This window comes from Brachybacterium aquaticum (genome assembly GCF_014204755.1).
GTDB classification, from domain to species: domain Bacteria; phylum Actinomycetota; class Actinomycetes; order Actinomycetales; family Dermabacteraceae; genus Brachybacterium; species Brachybacterium aquaticum.
The window spans coordinates 2,028,068-2,044,252 of the sequence record NZ_JACHLZ010000001.1 but is presented as its reverse complement, the minus strand read 5'-3'; the positions used below and the strand labels follow the sequence as shown (position 1 = coordinate 2,044,252).

Sequence of the window (16,185 nt, the reverse complement as noted above, 5' to 3'; positions counted from 1 at the left end):
GCGTCGCCACGACACGCACGACACGCCGGGCGCCTCCCGGTGAGGCCGGAATCCCTGCGGTACGTTCGTCGCACAGGGCCCCCGCGCACTCCCCGTGCTTCCCCGGGGCCCAGGTCAGCGTGAACAACGGAACCGGGAGATCTGCGATGGGAACCTGGCGCAACGCCATGGTCGCACTCGGCCTCGCCAACGAGGTCGACGACGAGTACTACGAGGACGAGGGGTACCGCCAGGAGGAGACTTCCTCGTCCCGCCGCACCGAGCGTGGCCCCGAGCCCGCCGCCGAACGGGAGGCCCAGGTGACCCCGATCCGCCAGCATTCCAACGTGGTCGCGATGGCCCCGGCAGTGGAGGAGTCGATGCAGCGCATCACCACGATCCATCCGCGGTCCTACAACGACGCCAAGGCGATCGGCGAGTCCTTCCGCGACGGCGTGCCGGTCATCATGAACCTCTCCGACATGCAGGACGGCGACGCCAAGCGCATGGTCGACTTCTCCGCCGGCCTGGTCTTCGGCCTGCGCGGCACCATCGAGCGCGTCACCTCCAAGGTGTTCCTGCTCTCCCCGGAGTTCGTCCAGGTCGACGGGGACACCTCGGCCGACGAGGGCAGCTTCTACAACCAGAGCTGAGGTCCTGTGCAGCTCATCGCCGGAATCCTCTACCTCGCGGTACTCGTCTACCTGCTGCTGCTCATCGCGCGGCTGGTGCTCGAGTGGATCCAGAGCTACGCCCGCGAGTACCGGCCCAAGGGTCTCGCGCTGGTGCTCTTCGAGGTCGTGTTCACGCTGACCGACCCCCCGGTGAAGGGGCTGCGCCGACTCATCCCGCCGCTGCGGCTCGGGGCCATCGCCCTGGACCTCAGCCTCATGATCCTGCTGATCGTGGGCTGGATCCTACTGCGGGTGCTCGGCTCCCTCGCCATGTGACATGACGTGCGGCACGGGGTGAGCCCAGCCGCTCCACGAGCCCTCGGGGCCCGGCGCACCAGCGCCGGGCCCCGTCGCGTTCGGCGCGGATGTGATCCCTCCGCCGTTCTCCGCTCGCATTCAGTCGTCGGCCCGGCATCCGCTAGGCTGTCGACACCGCGCCACCGCGCGACTCCGTCTCCAGAACGATGAAAAGGTGACCCATGGCTCTGATGCCCGAAGACCTGATGAATCAGCGGTTCACCCCCGTCCGGTTCTCCGAGGGCTACGACATGGACGAGGTCGACAACTTCCTCGACAACGAGGTCGAACCCCGCCTGAAGGAACTGATCTCCGAGAACGAGCGCCTGAAGAAGGAGCTCGAGGAGGCCCACAACCGCATCGCCGAGCTCGAGTCCGGCGCGCCCGCCGCCGTCCCGGCCGAGGAGGCCGAGGCCGCCGGTGACGAGGTCGACGCCGACGCTCCCACCGCCTCCGCGGTCCCCGTCACCGGCTCCGCCGATGACGTCGAGGCCGCCGACGAGACCGCTCCGCAGGCCGTCGTCGAGGAGGAGGTCACCCCGCAGCCCGCGCCCGTCGCGGCCGCCCCGGTCCAGGAGACCCCGGACCAGTCCGCCGCTGGCATCATCGCCCTGGCGAACCGTCTGCACGACGAGTACGTCAAGAACGGCGAGGACGAGCGCGACCGCCTCATCAGCGAGGCCAACGAGGAGCACAAGCGCATCGTCGGCGAGGCCGAGGAGAAGTCCCGCAGCACCCTCGCCGACCTCGAGACCAAGAAGTCCGAGCTCGAGAAGACCATCGACGGCCTGCGAAACTTCGAGCGCGACTACCGCAACCGTCTGCGCAACTACCTCGAGAACCAGCTGCGCGATCTCGACACCAGCGAGACGCAGGAGACCCAGGCGAACTCCGGTCTGTGAGCGCCGAATCCTCCGCGCCGACGAGCGCCGGACCCTCGCGGTCCGGCGCTCGTCGCCGTCTCAGCCGCACCGCGGTGCTCGTCACGATCGCGGTGATCGCCGTGGTGCTGCTGGTTGTCGACCAGGTCACCAAGAACTGGGCCGAAGCGAACCTGCCGCTGCTCGAGCCGCAGCCCTTCCTCGGCGAGTTCCTCCAGCTGACCCTGCTGTACAACACGGGCGCGGCCTGGGGGATGGGTGAGGGGATCACCCCGGTCGTGACCTGCCTGCAGATCGCGATCGTGATCGGCGTGATCGTGTTCGCGGTCCGCTCCGTGCGCTCGCCCTGGTACACCCTCGCCCTCGGCCTGATCATGGGCGGCGCCCTCGGCAACATCCACGACCGCCTGCTGCGGGCCCCCGGTCCGTTCCACGGCGCCGTGGTCGACTTCCTCCAGTTCGGCCGCATCCCCGTGATCAACTACGACTGGCCCGTGTTCAACATCGCCGACATGGCCGTGGTGGGCGGCGCGATCCTCGTGATCCTGCTCGGCCTGCTCGGCCAGGACGCGGACCCCGCGCGTGCGGAGGCCGAGGCCCGGGAGATCGCCGCCGCGGAGGCTGCCGCCGCGCCGGATGACGAGGCCGCCGCCGAGGAGCCCGCCGCCCCGCAGGCCCCGTCGGCCGAGAGCGATCGCCCGGAGGAGCGATGAGCTCCTCGCGCACCCTCATGGTCCCCGACGGCCTCGCCGGAGAACGGGTCGACGTGGGCATCTCGCGCATGCTCGGCCTGTCCCGCACACGCGCCGCGGACCTGGTCAGCGCCGGACACGTGCTCGTGGACGGCCAGGTGCCCGCCCGCTCCACCCGTCTCGAGCCCGGGGCGATGGTGGACGTCGAGCTGCCCGACGAGAAGCCCGCCGTGCAGGTGCGGCCCCAGATCGCCGAGGGCATGAGCCTCGTCCACCAGGACGACGACATCGTCGTGATCGACAAGCCCGTGGGCGTGGCCGCGCACCCCAGCGCCGGCTGGTCCGGTCCCACCGTGCTCAGCCACCTCGCCGCCGCCGGCGTCTCCATCAGCACCAGCGGCGACCCCGAGCGGCAGGGCATCGTCTCCCGCCTGGACGTGGGCACCAGCGGCCTCATGGTCGTCGCCCGCACCGAGCGCGCCTACACAACCCTCAAGGACGCCTTCCGCGCCCGCGAGGTCGGCAAGGTCTACCACGCCGTCTGCCAGGGCGCCCCCGATCAGCCCGAGGGCACCATCGAGGCGCCCATCGGCCGCTCCCCGAACCACGACTACAAGTTCGCGGTGCGCCGCGACGGCAAGCACTCGGTCACCCACTACTCGACCCTCGAGCCGCTCCACGGCGCGACCCTGCTGCGGGTGAAGCTGGAGACCGGCCGCACCCACCAGATCCGCGTGCACATGGCCGCGCTCCACCACCCACTGGTCGGCGACCCGCTCTACGGCGCGGACCCCACCCTCGCCGCCCGCGTGGGCCTCGTCCGGCAGTGGCTGCACGCCATGGAGCTGACATTCCTCCACCCGGTCACCGGCCAGGAGGTCACCTTCACCTCCCGGTACCCGCGTGATCTGCAGGACGCCCTGGACGCGCTGCGCACCCTCTGAACCGCCCGCCCGATACGGTCGTGGCATGAGCGACGAGCAGCCCTCCACCGCGCTGACCCCCACCCGCGAGGCAGCCCTGGCCCGCCCCGACTTCCCGTACGCGCGGGTCGCCGCGCGCCTCGGCGTCCCGGCCGACGAGGCCGAGCTGGTGCTGCGCGACGACGACCGGGCCCGCGCCGCGATCGCCGGCGCGGTCGAGGAGTTCCTCGCGGCCGACGACGACCGCCGTGCCGGGCGCACCCCCGCCTCGCCGCTCGCCCTGGACCCCGACTTCCCGACCGGGGTGGGCATGGCGCTGGTTGGTGCGGCGGTGCTGTGGGACGCCCGCGACCTCGTCGCCAAGGTCGCGCTGCGCGTGGCGAAGGACCACCACGAGGACGGGGCCGACGAGCTCGCCGCCAGCTACATCGCGCTCGTGCAGGAGTCGGTGGACCCCGGCGAGGACACAGAGGCCGACACCCTCGCCTGGGCCGCCCAGTCGCTGCTGGTCGCCGTGCTGCAGCGCACCGGCGACGGCGCCCGGGCCGACGAGATCGCCCGCGACCTCGCCGCCCACTCCATCCCGCTGGACCTCTGGCGCGACGACGACCCGACCCTGCCCGACGACTCCATGGCCTGGCACGGCGGCGCCTTCGTGGGCGGCATCCCGCCCCGCCGCGACGAGCGCTCGCTCAGCTACGAGGACGTCCACGACTACATGAATGCGCTCCTGGCGGACATGGAGCGCGAGCAGCAGGCGGAGGACGACGGGGCCTGACTCCGGGCGCGGGCGGTGACCCGCCACCCTGATGCCTCGTCGAGTGTCGGACCCCGCCCGTACCGTGTCCGCATGACGACCGGGGACCTGCTCGCACTGCCCACCGGCTCGGCCGAGGACGACTTCTACGACCTCGTCGAGGAGGCGGGGGAGCAGTCGATCGCCCGGCTGCTCGCGGAATGCCGGGTCGTGGATCCGGATGCGCCGGGGCAGGTCGTGTCTGGGCTCGAGGAGCTGGCCGCAGCCCTGGCCGATGCGCTCCTGGACGAGGAGCTGGGAGCACCGCGCGGGATCTCCCCGCATTCGCCTCTGCGCGACCATCCCGACTTCCCCCGGGTGCTCGGCCTTCGCGTCCTCGGTGCACAACACCTTCACGACGCCCTCGCGCGCAGCACCGGCGCTGCGCTCCTGGCCGGGCTGCTCGCACGGCACCGGCTGCTCGAGGGCGAGCGGACGGAGGCGCTGGAACTCGCGGTGCTCGCTGCATCACTCGGGAGCAGCTCCTCCAGCTCCCACACCGGATTGGCGTTCGGGGTGCTCGCCGCCGCGCTCGAGCAGTGCGGAGGCCGTCGCCAGGCCGCCGGGCTCCGCCTGCTGCTGGAGACCGCCGGGGTCGAGGTCGAGGCCTGGCGGGACGCGGGGGAGTGGGCGACCTGCGCACCGTGGACAGATGGCACCCGGTTCTCCGAGATGATCGCGTTCTCGCCCCGCGCCGAGTGGCGAGCGCCGTACCCGGACGACGATCCCCGGACCGACTGGGCCGGGTGGCAGGAGCGCACTGCACGCATGGAGCGCTTCGGCCTGTGGCACTTCTTTCGGCGGAATCGCGGAGCGTACCTCCCCGGCGAGCAGATGCTTCTGAACCTCGAGGACCTTGCGATCCAGGAGGAGTGGGAGTACCTCTGAGCGGGGCGTCGCTGCCTAGCTCTCCGTACGCTCGGGCTCCCAGCCGGATGAGTACTTCTGCGCATGCCACACGGCGACGTCGAAGACGCGGAGGAGGGAGAGATCCTTCCCGTGCGTGCTCCGCTCACGGATCGTCGTGAGCTGCTCGTGGAGTCCGTTCTCTCGGAGAGCCCGTTCGAGATCCGCCCAGAACCTTCTGCTGTTCGCGGCTCCGACCGCCTCACCGACCTTGCTGTCCCAGATCGGGAAGAGGTGCGGACGTTTTCGATGGAGCAGCTTGCTCACGCGCGTAGAACCGAACCCGACCTTCCGCCCGCCCTCGTCGATTCCAGAACGCAGGTTCCACAGCTGCCAGCCGGGCGTCTCTCTGTGAGCCATCAGAGTGGGGTACATCGCCTCTGCCCGGCCATCGTCCGGTGAATCCTCGGGCGCCCACAGCACCGCGTCCTCGGGGATCGCTCTGAGGAGCTCACTGATGCGGTCCTTGCGACGGTGGAGGAACTCCACAAGCGCATCAGACCCGACCGGCACGCTCAGCAACGACAGGGCGGCCAGATCGGATGACGTGATCTGATCCCAGGTGTTGTTCTCGGGTTCCAAGGTGTCGAAACACGATCCGGCGAAGTAGGGAACGGTCGGCTCGTCGTAGTCGCCGTCGGGGAGCTTGCGCGAGTTCCTGAACTCATCCGGAAGGGGACGCGGGTCCTCGGAATTCTTCGGTCGGGTGAAGGCCAAGCGCGACGAATAGTAGTCGTCGACTCGCGCGACGGCTTCGTGGGTTCTGTCGAGCGCCAGGATGGTCGGGATCGCGAACGGAGACATCGGCTCTTCCCAGTGCAGAGGGGCAGATAGAAGGAGGCTCACCCGGCCGCCGGCCGTCCAACGGGGAAACGGTCGCGGCGAAGGCATTGATGATGGATGGTGAATCGCCCGGTCGCTTTGCGCCCGCCGCGCCGTACCCTGCGGGCATGACGACTCCACGGGGCGCCCTCCTCACGGGCAGCGTGAACTACGACGACGCCGAGAAGACCATGCGCACGGTCGCCGACATCCTCGGTCGCCACGTCGGCCGCATCCCCGACGGCGAGGTCGGCAAGAGGTTCCACTGGATCATGTTCCAGCCCGACGTGCTCGGCGAGGCCGACGGGATCGAGCGGGTCGGGGACGCGCCGATCCCCTTCAAGGCCGGGCTCGACGCCCGCCCCCTGCGCCTGGCCGATGGGGTCGAGGCCGCCGAGATCACCCTGCCGCCGCTCGGCTACGCCGACGCCGCCCTCGCCTCCTACGGGATCTTCACCCGCCTGCGCGAGGAGGGCGCGATCCCCGCCGGGATCCGCTTCCAGGTCTCCCTGCCCACCCCCGTCGCCGTGATCTCCTCCTTCTTCTCCGGCGACGACCGCGTCGCGATCGAGCCGGTCTACGCCGACGCGCTGCTCGGCGAGCTCGAGCAGATCCTCGAGGCGATCCCGCACGAGGACCTCGCGATCCAGTGGGACGTGGCCAGCGAGCTGGGGATCCTCGAGGTCGCGGCCGGCTACGGCAGCCCGATGACCGGCTGGTGGGGCGAGGAGGTGCTCGGCGGGATCGTCGCGCGCCTGGCCGCCCTGGTCGACGCCGTGCCCACGGACGTCGAGGTCGGCGTGCACCTCTGCTACGGCGATGCGGGCGAAAAGCATTTCGTCGAGCCCACCGACACCGCGACCCTGGTCCGCCTCGCCAACGCGCTGGTCGACTCCGCGACCCGGCAGCTGTCCTGGCTGCACCTGCCCGTCCCGATCTCCCGCGACGACGAGGCGTACTTCGCCCCGCTCGCCGAGCTCGCCCGGGTGCCTGAGCTGTACCTCGGCCTCGTCCACCGCGAGGACGGCCCCGAGGGTGCGCGCAGGCGCATCGCCGCCGCGAACAGCGCCGTGCGGCAGAGCTACGGCGTCGCCACCGAGTGCGGCATCGGCCGCGCCCCGGAGGGCACCACCGAGGGCATCCTCACCACCCACGCCGAGGTCGCCGACCCCCGCTGAAGACCCGCCGCATTCCCGACACGCCGGACGCGCCGGGGTGACCTCTCCGACCCCCTCCTGAGCCCCTCTAAAGGCCCCGTCGGGACTACGCTGGAGCGCATGGCTTCTGCGGGTACCGATGACTTCGTCCACCTCCACGTCCACACGGACTACTCGCTCCTGGACGGGGCCGCGAAGATCGACAAGCTCGTCGCTGAGACGGTGAACCTCGGCCAGCAGGCGGTGGCGATCACCGACCACGGCTACCTCTTCGGCGCCTACGAGTTCTACCGGACCGCGAAGAGCGCGGGCGTGAAGCCGATCATCGGCATCGAGGCGTACGTGACTCCCGGGACGAGCCGTCATGACCGCACCCGCGTGCAGTGGGGGACCAAGGAGCAGCAGGCGGCGGGCGACGATGTCTCCGCCCGCGGCGCCTACACCCACATGACGCTGCTGTCGAAGTCCACCGAGGGCATGCACAACCTCTTCCGCCTCGGCTCGGCCGCGTCCCTGGACGGGCAGATGGGCAAGTGGCCCCGCATGGACCGCGAGATCCTCGCGAAGTACGCGCCGGGCCTGATCGCCACCTCCGGCTGCCCCTCGGGCGAGGTGCAGACCCGCCTGCGACTGGGCCAGTTCGACGAGGCCGTGAAGGCCGCCGGCGAGTTCCAGGACATGTTCGGCAAGGAGAACTACTTCATCGAGCTGATGGACCACGGGCTCGACATCGAGCAGCGGGTCACCAAGGACCTGCTCGAGGTCGCGAAGGCCGTGGGTGCGCCGCTTGTGGCCACGAACGACCTCCACTACGTCACCGAGCAGGACGCCACCATCCAGGACGTGCTGCTGTGCATCAACTCCGGCTCGCGACTGAACGACCCCGATCGCTTCAAGTTCGGCGGCTCCGGCTACTTCCTGAAGTCCGCGCAGCAGATGCGCGAGCTGTTCCGCGAGTTCCCCGAGGCGTGCGACAACACCCTGCGGATCGCCGAGATGTGCGACGTGTCCTTCTCCACCACGGACGACGGTGCGAACTACATGCCCCACTTCCCGGTCCCGGGCGGCGAGGACGAGGAGTCCTGGTTCGTCAAGGAGGTCCAGGGCGGGCTCGAGTACCGCTACCCCTCCGGGATCCCCGACGAGGTCCAGAAGCGCGCCGACTACGAGGTCGGGATCATCCTGCAGATGGGCTTCCCGGGCTACTTCCTGGTCGTCTCGGACTACATCAAGTGGGCGAAGGAGCAGGGCATCCGCGTGGGACCGGGCCGTGGCTCGGGTGCGGGCTCCATGGTCGCCTACGCCATGCGCATCACCGACCTCGACCCGATCGAGCACGGCCTGCTGTTCGAGCGGTTCCTGAACCCCGACCGCGTGTCCATGCCGGACTTCGACGTCGACTTCGATGATCGCCGCCGCGGCGAGGTCATCGAGTACGTGACCCGAAAGTACGGCGACGACAAGGTCGCCCAGGTGGTCACCTACGGCGTCATGAAGACCAAGAACTCGCTCAAGGACGCCGCGCGCGTGCTCGACTACCCCTTCTCCATGGGGGACAAGATCACCAAGGCGCTGCCGCCCGCGGTGATGGGCAAGGACATCCCGATCAACGGGATCTTCGACCCGGAGCACAAGCGCTACGCGGAGGCGACCGAGTTCCGTCGCATGCACGACGAGGACCCCGACATGCAGAAGGTCGTCGGGATCGCCAAGGGCGTGGAGGGCCTGACCCGCGGCTGGGGCGTGCACGCCTGCGCGGTCATCATGTCCAGCCACACCCTCACCGACATCATCCCGATGATGCGCCGCCCGTCGGACGGCCAGATCATCACCCAGTTCGAGTACCCGACCTGCGAGACCCTCGGTCTGCTGAAGATGGACTTCCTGGGGCTGCGCAACCTCACCGTGCTCTCCGACGCGGTGCTGAACATGGAGCGCAACGGGAAGACCCCGCCGGACCTGGAGACCCTTCCGTTCGACGACGAGAAGACCTACGACCTGCTCCAGCGCGGCGACACGCTGGGCGTGTTCCAGCTGGATGGCTCGGGCATGCGCACCCTGCTGCGCCAGATGAAGCCGGACAAGTTCGGCGACATCACCGCCGTCTCTGCGCTGTACCGCCCGGGCCCGATGGGCATGGGCTCGCACACCAACTACGCGCTGCGCAAGAACGGCCTGCAGCCCATCACCCCGATCCACCCCGAGCTGGAGGAGCCGCTCGCGGAGATCCTGGGGGAGACCTACGGCGTGCTGGTCTACCAGGAGCAGGTCATGCAGACCGCGCAGAAGGTCGCGGGCTACTCGCTCGGCGAGGCGGACATCCTCCGCCGCGCCATGGGCAAGAAGAAGAAGGCGGAGCTGGACAAGCAGTACGTCTCCTTCGAGGCCGGCATGAAGGAGCGCGGCTACTCCGACGCCGCGGTCGCGGCGCTGTGGGAGACGCTGCTGCCCTTCGCGGACTACGCGTTCAACAAGTCCCACTCCGCCGCGTACGGCGTGGTGTCCTACTGGACCGCGTACCTCAAGGCCAACCACCCCACCGAGTACATGGCCGCACTGCTCACCTCCACGCAGGAGAACCGCGACCGCCTGGGCCTGTACCTCGGCGACTGCCGCCACCGCGGCATCACGGTGCTGCCCCCGGACGTGAACGAGTCGGACCTGTACTTCTCCGCCGTCGGCGACGACATCCGCTTCGGCCTGTCCGCGATCCGCAACGTCGGCGCGAACGTCGTCGAGGAGATCATCAAGGCGCGCGAGGAGAAGGGCGCCTTCACCTCCTTCACCGACTTCCTGGACAAGGTGCCGCTGAGCGTGTGCAACAAGCGCACCATCGAGTCGCTCATCAAGGGCGGCGCCTTCGACTCCCTCGGCCACAACCGTCGCTCGCTCGTGCTCATCCACGAGGACGCCGTCGACTCCGTCGTGGACGTCAAGCGCAAGGAGGCCCAGGGCCAGTACGACCTGTTCGCGGATATGTTCGCGGGCGGCGGCGACGGCGAGCAGATGGCGTCGGGCTCCGCGGCGACCATCACCATCCCGGACCTGCCCGAGTGGGACCGCAAGGAGAAGCTCGCCTTCGAGCGCAACATGCTGGGCCTGTACGTCTCGGACCATCCGCTGTACGGGCTCGAGCACGTCATCGCCCAGAACTCGACCACGTCGATCAGCGCGCTCGCCGACGACGGCGCCGTCGAGGACGGGGCCATGGTCACGATCGCGGGGCTCATCACGACCCTGCAGCGCAAGACCACCAAGAAGGGCGACATGTGGGCGATCGCCACGGTCGAGGACCTCGAGGGTTCGATCGACTGCCTCATGTTCCCCTCGACCTACATGACCGTCGCCTCCGAGCTCGCCGAGGACCTCGTGGTCTCCATGAAAGGCCGCGTGGACACGTCCAAGGGCATGCCCGAGCTGCGCGTCATGGAGATGACGATCCCCGAGACCGGCGGCAGCCCCGACGGCCCCGTGGTGATCGCCCTGCCGGCCATGCGCGCCACCACCCGCGTCGCCGAGCAGCTGCGCGGCGTGCTCGAGGACAACCCCGGCTCCTCCGAGGTGCGGGTGCGGCTGCAGGAGCCGGGCCGCACCACGCTCATGCAGCTGGACAAGCGCCTCTCGGTGACCCCGTCGGCCGCGCTGTACGCCTCGCTGAAGGCGCTGCTGGGGCCGAGCTGCCTGCAGTGACCCCGCTGGGGGAGGTGCCCTCGGTGGCGACCCCGCCGGGGCAGTCCGCTCCCTGGCGGGTGGCGACGTGGAACATCCGCCACGGCCTGGGGACCGACGGGCGCGTCGACCTCGCGCGGACCGCGCGCGAGATCCTCGCGCTCGGGGCCGATGGGCTCGCGGCCGACGTGCTGGCGGCCGACGTGCTGGCGGCCGGCGGGCGCGAGGCCGGTCGGCTCGCTCCCCGCGCGTCCACGGCCGACGGGGGCGGGCTCGACGTGATCGGGCTGCAGGAGGTCGACGTCACCTTCGGGGAGCGGTCCGCCTTCGAGGACCAGGCCGCTCGCCTCGCCGCGCTGCTCGGGATGAAGGTCGCCTTCGGTGCCGCGCTCGAACACCGGCCGACGCGGAACGGCGCCCCACCCCGGCGCTATGGCGTCGCCCTCCTGACCCCGCACCGCCTCGAGCAGGTGCAGCATCGGCTCCTGCCCGCCCACCCGGGCATCGCACCGCCGGGAGAGACCCGCGCGGTTCTCGCCGCCCGCGTGCGCCGGGCCGACGGCACCGCGCTCGACGTGCTGGTCACGCACCTGGACAACGCGAGCCCCCTCCACCGCACCGCACAGGTGCAGGGGATCGTGCACCTCACGCAGAAGCTCGCACAGCACACGCAGGAGCTCACGCCCACCGGCGACTCCCCGTCGGCCGATGTCCCCGCGGTCCTCCTGGGCGACCTGAACGCCGACCCCGCCGCACCCGAGGTCGCCGCCCTCGGCGCGACCGGGTGGCGCGAGGCCGCCGCACTCGTCTCTCGCCGCTCCTCCCGCGCTCGCCGCTCCTCCCGCGCCCGCCGCGCCGGTCTTGTCCTGCGCAGCCTCGCCGCGGGCGCCCTGCACGGCGCGCGACCTGCGGCGGCCCTGCCCGCCCTGCTCACCGCCCCGGATCTGCCCACCCATCCCGCCCGGCTCCCGGTGCGCAGGATCGACTCGGTGTGGGTGCGGGGCCCGCTCGAGGTCCGCGACCTCCGCGTCGGCCCGCGCGGCTCCTCGGACCACCGTGCGGTGCTCGCCACCCTCGACCCTCGCTCCTGAGCGGCGAGCGGTCCGGGAGCCGGCGACTGGATTAGCGTTGTCCTCATGAGCACCATCGCCGAGGACCTGCTGCCCGATGCCCTGCTGGACACCTTCCGCGAGCGCGCGGTCGTCCACGACCGGGAGAACACCTTCCCCGAGCAGGACCTCGCCGACCTGCGCGAGCGCGGCTACCTGCGCCTGCTGGTCCCCACCGAGCTCGGCGGCACGGGCGCCTCCCTGCTCGAGGCGGGCCGCATCCAGCGCCGTCTCGCCCAGGCCGCGCCCGGCACGGCGCTCGCGATGAACATGCACCTGGTGGTCACCGGCGCGGCCCTGCACGCCCACCGCCTCGGCGTCCAGCCGGTGCGCACGATCCTCGAGGACGCCGCCGCGGACCACCTGTTCGCCTTCGGGATCTCCGAGGCCGGCAACGACGCGATGCTCTTCGACTCCGCCACCCGGGCCGAGACCCGCGAGGACGGCGCCTACGCCGTCACCGGCACCAAGATCTTCACCTCGCTCGCCCCCGTGTGGGACCGGCTCATCGTCCACGCCCGCATCGCCGAGCCCTCCGAGGCGGATCCGCGACTGCTCTTCGGGGTGCTCGAGGGGCGCGACGGCGTCGAGGTGCTGGACGACTGGGACACCCACGGCATGCGCGCCTCCCAGTCCCGCACCACCCGCCTTGACGGCGCACGGGTCGCTCCGGAGCGGGTGCTCACCACCACTCCCGTCGGCCCCAACCCCGACGCCTTCGTGATGGGCATCTTCGGCGCCTTCGAGCTGCTGATCGCCTCGGTGTACACGGGCGTGGCCGAGCGTGCGCTCGCCGTCGGCGCGCAGGTCGCCTCGGCCCGCCGCTCGGCGACCAAGGGCATCGTCCACGCCGACGACCCCGACATCCGCTGGCGCCTGGCCGATGCGGCGATCGGCATCGATGGCGCGATCCTGCAGACCGAGAAGGTGCTCGTCGATCTGGACGCGCTCGGCACCGGCGAGCAGGGCCCCGGCATCACCGACCACGGCGGGCGCTGGTTCCTGCAGTGCTCCGGGGTGAAGTCCCGCGCCACCGAGGCGGCGATCGCGGCGGTGGACCAGGTGCTGCGGGCCAGCGGCGGGTCGCAGTTCTTCCGTCGCAGCGAGCTCGAGCGCCTCTCCCGGGACGTGCGCGCGGGGTTGTACCACCCCTCCGACGAGGAGTCCGTGCACGCCAGCTATGCCAAGGCCCTGCTGGGCGAGATCGGCGCCGAGCGCTGACCGGCGGCGGGCGACGGGCTCGACCCGTCGGCCGCGAGAGACCGGCCGTCCGATCAGCCGAAGAGGACCTGTGCCTCGCGCCAGCGTGACTCGGGCACGGCCTTCAGCGAGTCGATCGCCTCGGTGAGGGGCACGTCGACGATGTCGGTGCCGCGCAGCGCGACCATCCGACCGAAGCGCCCGGCGTGGACGAGGTCCAGCGCGGCGGTGCCCAGGCGCGTGGCGAGCACGCGGTCGTAGCCGGTCGGCTCGCCGCCGCGCTGGATGTGGCCGAGCACAGTCGAGCGGGTCTCGATGCCCAGGCGCTCCTCGATCACCGGCGCGAGCACCTCGGCGATCCCGCCGAAGCGGGGACGGCCGAACTCGTCCAGGTCGTAGTCCATGAAGCCCTCCGGCGCGTCCTTGGGCACGAAGCCCTCGGCGACGACGACCAGCGGCGCACGGCCTCGGTCGAAGGCGCTCTTGACGTGCGCGCAGATCTCGTCGATCGTCAGCGGGAACTCGGGCAGGCAGATCACGTGCGCGCCTGCCGCCATGCCCGAGTGCAGGGCGATCCAGCCCACCGAGCGGCCCATCACCTCGGCGACCATGCAGCGGTGGTGGGAGTCGCCCGTCATCCGCAGCCGGTCCAGGGACTCGGTCGCGATCTCCACGGCGGTGTTGAAGCCGAAGGTGTAGTCGGTGGCGTCCAGGTCGTTGTCGACCGTCTTCGGGACGCCGACCACGGGGATGCCGGCCTCGTGGAGGCGGTTGGCGGTGAACAGGGTGCCGTCGCCGCCGATTGCGATGATGCCGTCCATGTCGTTCTCGTCGAGGTGGCGGCGCACGATCTCGGCGCCGTCCTGCCCGTCGTGGAAGGGGTTCGCGCGCGAGGTGCCGAGGATCGTGCCGCCCACGCGGCCGATGCCGCGCACCCGGCGCCGCGGCAGGGTCATCCAGTCGTTCTCGATCACGCCGCGCCAGCCGTCGCGGTAGCCGATGAACTCGTCCTCGAACAGGCGGTCGCCCTTGATCACCGCTCCGCGGATCACGGCGTTCAGGCCGGGGCAGTCGCCTCCGGAGGTCAGGATTCCGATCTTCATGGGGGAGTGTCCTCAGCTCTCGCGGGTCTGTCGCAGCAGCGGCGTTCGGGACCTACCTTAGAGCCCGCAGCGGGCTCCCTCCAGGGCCGTCCGTCCCGCCCGTACCCCCGATGAATCGCAAGTGAACGCGGAGAAACGACCCGCCGACGGGGCTCGGGCGGCGGGCCGTCCAGCCCCTGGACGACGGGCCGTCCCGTGCCCGGACAGCGAAGCGTCCCGCTCCCCACGGCGGGCGAGCGGGGCGCTTCCGAGCGGTGCCGCGGGGCCGTCAGGCCTCGTCGGTCGCCGACGCCTCGGACTGCGAGGACTGTTCCGGCTGGTGGCGGACCGCACGGCCGCCGTCGGCGGCGCGCTGCAGGGTCTCCTGGAAGTCCACACCGGTGGTGGAGCGGACCATGTCGAGTACCTGCGCGAGACCGACGGAGATGTTCTGGCCGATCTTCGCCTCGCCGTCGGTGGAGAACACCGAGAGGTTGTCGATGTTGGAGTACGGGGAGGCGAGCTCGCCGGCCACCTGGGGCAGGACCTCGAGCACCTGGTTGAGGACCGCGGCGTCGTTGAACTGCTTGTACGCCTCGGCGCGGGCGCGGGTGGTCTCCGCCTCGGCGTCGCCCTTGGCGCGGATCGCCGCGGCCTCGGCCTCACCCTTGGCGCGCAGCGAGTCGGCCTCGGCCTGACCCTCCAGGCGCACCGCCTCCGCGTCCTTCGAGCGGCGCTGCAGCTCGACCTCGGCCTCGGCCCGACCGCGGGCCTCGATCGCGTGCGCCTCGGCGTCCGCGGTGACCTTGCGGGACTCGGCGCGGTTGCGCTCGTCGGTCAGCTGCGCCTCCGACTCGGCCACGCGCGCGTACTTCTTCGAGTCCGCGTCCTGCTGCTCGGCGTAGCGCTTCGCCTCGGCGGGCTTGTGCACCTCGGCGATCAGCTGCTTCTCGCGCAGGTCGTTGTTGCGGACCGCGATGAGCTCCTCCTGCTCGATGATCCGCTGCTGCTGGGCGGCGCGGGCGAGCGGGCCGGAGGCGTCGGCCACGGCCTGGCGCGCGTCGGTCTCCTCCTTGATCTCCGCGTTGCGGATGTCGAAGGCCTGCTTCGACTCCGCCTCCCGCTGGAGGTTGAGGTTCTTGGCCTGCGTCGACTCGCGGTTCGCGTCCGACTCGGCGATCGCGGCGCGCTTGGCGACCAGCGCCGCCTCCGGGCGGCCCCAGTCGCGCAGGTACGAGCCGTCGTCCTCGATGGCGGAGATCTGGAAGGTGTCGATGACCAGGCCCTGGTTGTTCATCGAGTGCTCCGCCTCGGCCTGCACCTGGGAGGCGAAGGAGGCGCGGTCGCGGATGATCTGCTCCACGGTGAGGGTGCCGACCACGGCGCGCAGGGTGCCCGAGAGGATCTCCTGGGTGTAGTGGTCGATCTGCTGCTGCTGATCGAGGAAGCGCTGGGAGGCCTTGCGCACGTCGTCGACGTTGCCGCCCACCTTCACCTGTGCGACGCCGCGCAGGCGCAGGAAGATGCCGTTCATCGAGTAGCCCTCGACCTCGACGGGGATCTGGCGCGAGCTGAGGCTGAGCACGAAGGCGCGGTCCACGATCGGGCGTACGATGGCGCGCCCGCCGATCACGACCCGGGCGCCCCCGGACTCCAGGTCGATGTCCCCGTTGGGGCTGGTCTTCGCGCTGCGGCCGGTGATGATGAGCGCCTCGTTGGGCGCGGCGATGCGGTAGCTGCGCAGGATGATGAACAGCAGGATCAGCAGGACGATCGCGACGACGACGAGTACGCCGATGATCGGTAACAAGGCTTCCATGGAGTCCCCTCGAACGGTGTGACGGCGCACTGCACCCACGTGGCGCGCCGAGATGTCCCGCACATCCTTCCAGGTGCGAGTCGGTCGGGGCGAACCGCGCCCGAAGCTGGGACGCGCCTGTGATCTGATCCCAGGATCCGGATAGTAGATCCCGAATCGTGAGATCCGGGAGTAGCGTC

14 protein-coding genes are annotated in these 16,185 nt (G+C 70.8%); 11 read left to right on the top strand and 3 right to left on the bottom strand.

Annotation, left to right across the window (positions count from 1 at the left end; genetic code table 11):
• Positions 1 to 146 precede the first annotated feature (146 nt).
• The 7 genes from HNR70_RS09150 (at position 147) to HNR70_RS09120 (ending at position 5,130) form a co-directional block, all read left to right on the top strand.
• Positions 147 to 632, top strand: a complete 486-nt coding sequence (locus HNR70_RS09150) for a cell division protein SepF (RefSeq protein ID WP_184325376.1) — start codon at positions 147 to 149, stop codon at positions 630 to 632.
• A 6-nt stretch (positions 633 to 638) separates the two neighbouring features.
• Positions 639 to 929: a YggT family protein gene (locus tag HNR70_RS09145; RefSeq protein ID WP_184325375.1), complete on the top strand. Its 291-nt coding sequence runs from the start codon at positions 639 to 641 to the stop codon at positions 927 to 929.
• 203 nt (positions 930 to 1,132) lie between these two features.
• Positions 1,133 to 1,852: a DivIVA domain-containing protein gene (locus HNR70_RS09140; RefSeq protein ID WP_184325374.1), complete on the top strand. Its 720-nt coding sequence runs from the start codon at positions 1,133 to 1,135 to the stop codon at positions 1,850 to 1,852.
• A complete protein-coding gene (gene lspA, locus HNR70_RS09135) occupies positions 1,849 to 2,544 on the top strand; it encodes a signal peptidase II (protein WP_312857622.1) in 696 nt (231 codons plus the stop codon). The genes HNR70_RS09140 and lspA overlap by 4 nt, the downstream gene beginning before the upstream one ends.
• Positions 2,541 to 3,467 (top strand): RluA family pseudouridine synthase, encoded by a 927-nt coding sequence (locus tag HNR70_RS09130; RefSeq protein WP_184325373.1) that lies wholly within the window; start codon positions 2,541 to 2,543, stop codon positions 3,465 to 3,467. Before lspA ends, HNR70_RS09130 begins: the two co-directional genes overlap by 4 nt.
• 25 nt (positions 3,468 to 3,492) lie before the next feature.
• Entirely contained in the window at positions 3,493 to 4,224 is a 732-nt protein-coding gene (locus HNR70_RS09125) for a hypothetical protein (RefSeq protein ID WP_184325372.1), read from the top strand.
• Positions 4,225 to 4,296: 72 nt separating this feature from the next.
• The gene (locus HNR70_RS09120) at positions 4,297 to 5,130 is read left to right on the top strand and encodes a hypothetical protein (protein WP_184325371.1); all 834 of its coding nucleotides are present in this window, start codon (positions 4,297 to 4,299) and stop codon (positions 5,128 to 5,130) included.
• Between the two features lie 15 nt (positions 5,131 to 5,145).
• Here the strand turns inward: HNR70_RS09120 and HNR70_RS09115 are convergent, their stop codons facing one another.
• On the bottom strand, positions 5,146 to 5,952 hold the full coding sequence (locus tag HNR70_RS09115) for a DUF6308 family protein (RefSeq protein WP_184325370.1): 807 nt from the start codon (positions 5,950 to 5,952) through the stop codon (positions 5,146 to 5,148).
• A 146-nt stretch (positions 5,953 to 6,098) separates the two neighbouring features.
• Between HNR70_RS09115 and HNR70_RS09110 the strand changes: the two genes are divergently transcribed.
• From HNR70_RS09110 to HNR70_RS09095, 4 genes are all read left to right on the top strand, one after another.
• Positions 6,099 to 7,148, top strand: coding sequence for a hypothetical protein (locus HNR70_RS09110; RefSeq protein WP_184325369.1), 1,050 nt, complete (start codon positions 6,099 to 6,101; stop codon positions 7,146 to 7,148).
• A gap of 99 nt (positions 7,149 to 7,247) precedes the next feature.
• Positions 7,248 to 10,817, top strand: coding sequence for a DNA polymerase III subunit alpha (gene dnaE, locus HNR70_RS09105; protein ID WP_184325368.1), 3,570 nt, complete (start codon positions 7,248 to 7,250; stop codon positions 10,815 to 10,817).
• A gap of 23 nt (positions 10,818 to 10,840) precedes the next feature.
• Positions 10,841 to 11,887: an endonuclease/exonuclease/phosphatase family protein gene (locus HNR70_RS09100; protein WP_184325367.1), complete on the top strand. Its 1,047-nt coding sequence runs from the start codon at positions 10,841 to 10,843 to the stop codon at positions 11,885 to 11,887.
• Positions 11,888 to 11,932: 45 nt separating this feature from the next.
• Complete coding sequence (locus HNR70_RS09095; protein WP_184325366.1) at positions 11,933 to 13,126, top strand: acyl-CoA dehydrogenase family protein; 1,194 nt, start codon at positions 11,933 to 11,935, stop codon at positions 13,124 to 13,126.
• 53 nt (positions 13,127 to 13,179) lie between these two features.
• Here HNR70_RS09095 and HNR70_RS09090 read toward each other — a convergent pair whose 3' ends face one another.
• Both HNR70_RS09090 and HNR70_RS09085 read right to left on the bottom strand, forming a co-directional pair.
• Positions 13,180 to 14,208, bottom strand: coding sequence for an ATP-dependent 6-phosphofructokinase (locus HNR70_RS09090; protein WP_184325365.1), 1,029 nt, complete (start codon positions 14,206 to 14,208; stop codon positions 13,180 to 13,182).
• Positions 14,209 to 14,476: 268 nt separating this feature from the next.
• On the bottom strand, positions 14,477 to 16,006 hold the full coding sequence (locus HNR70_RS09085) for a flotillin family protein (protein ID WP_184325364.1): 1,530 nt from the start codon (positions 16,004 to 16,006) through the stop codon (positions 14,477 to 14,479).
• Positions 16,007 to 16,185 lie beyond the last annotated feature (179 nt).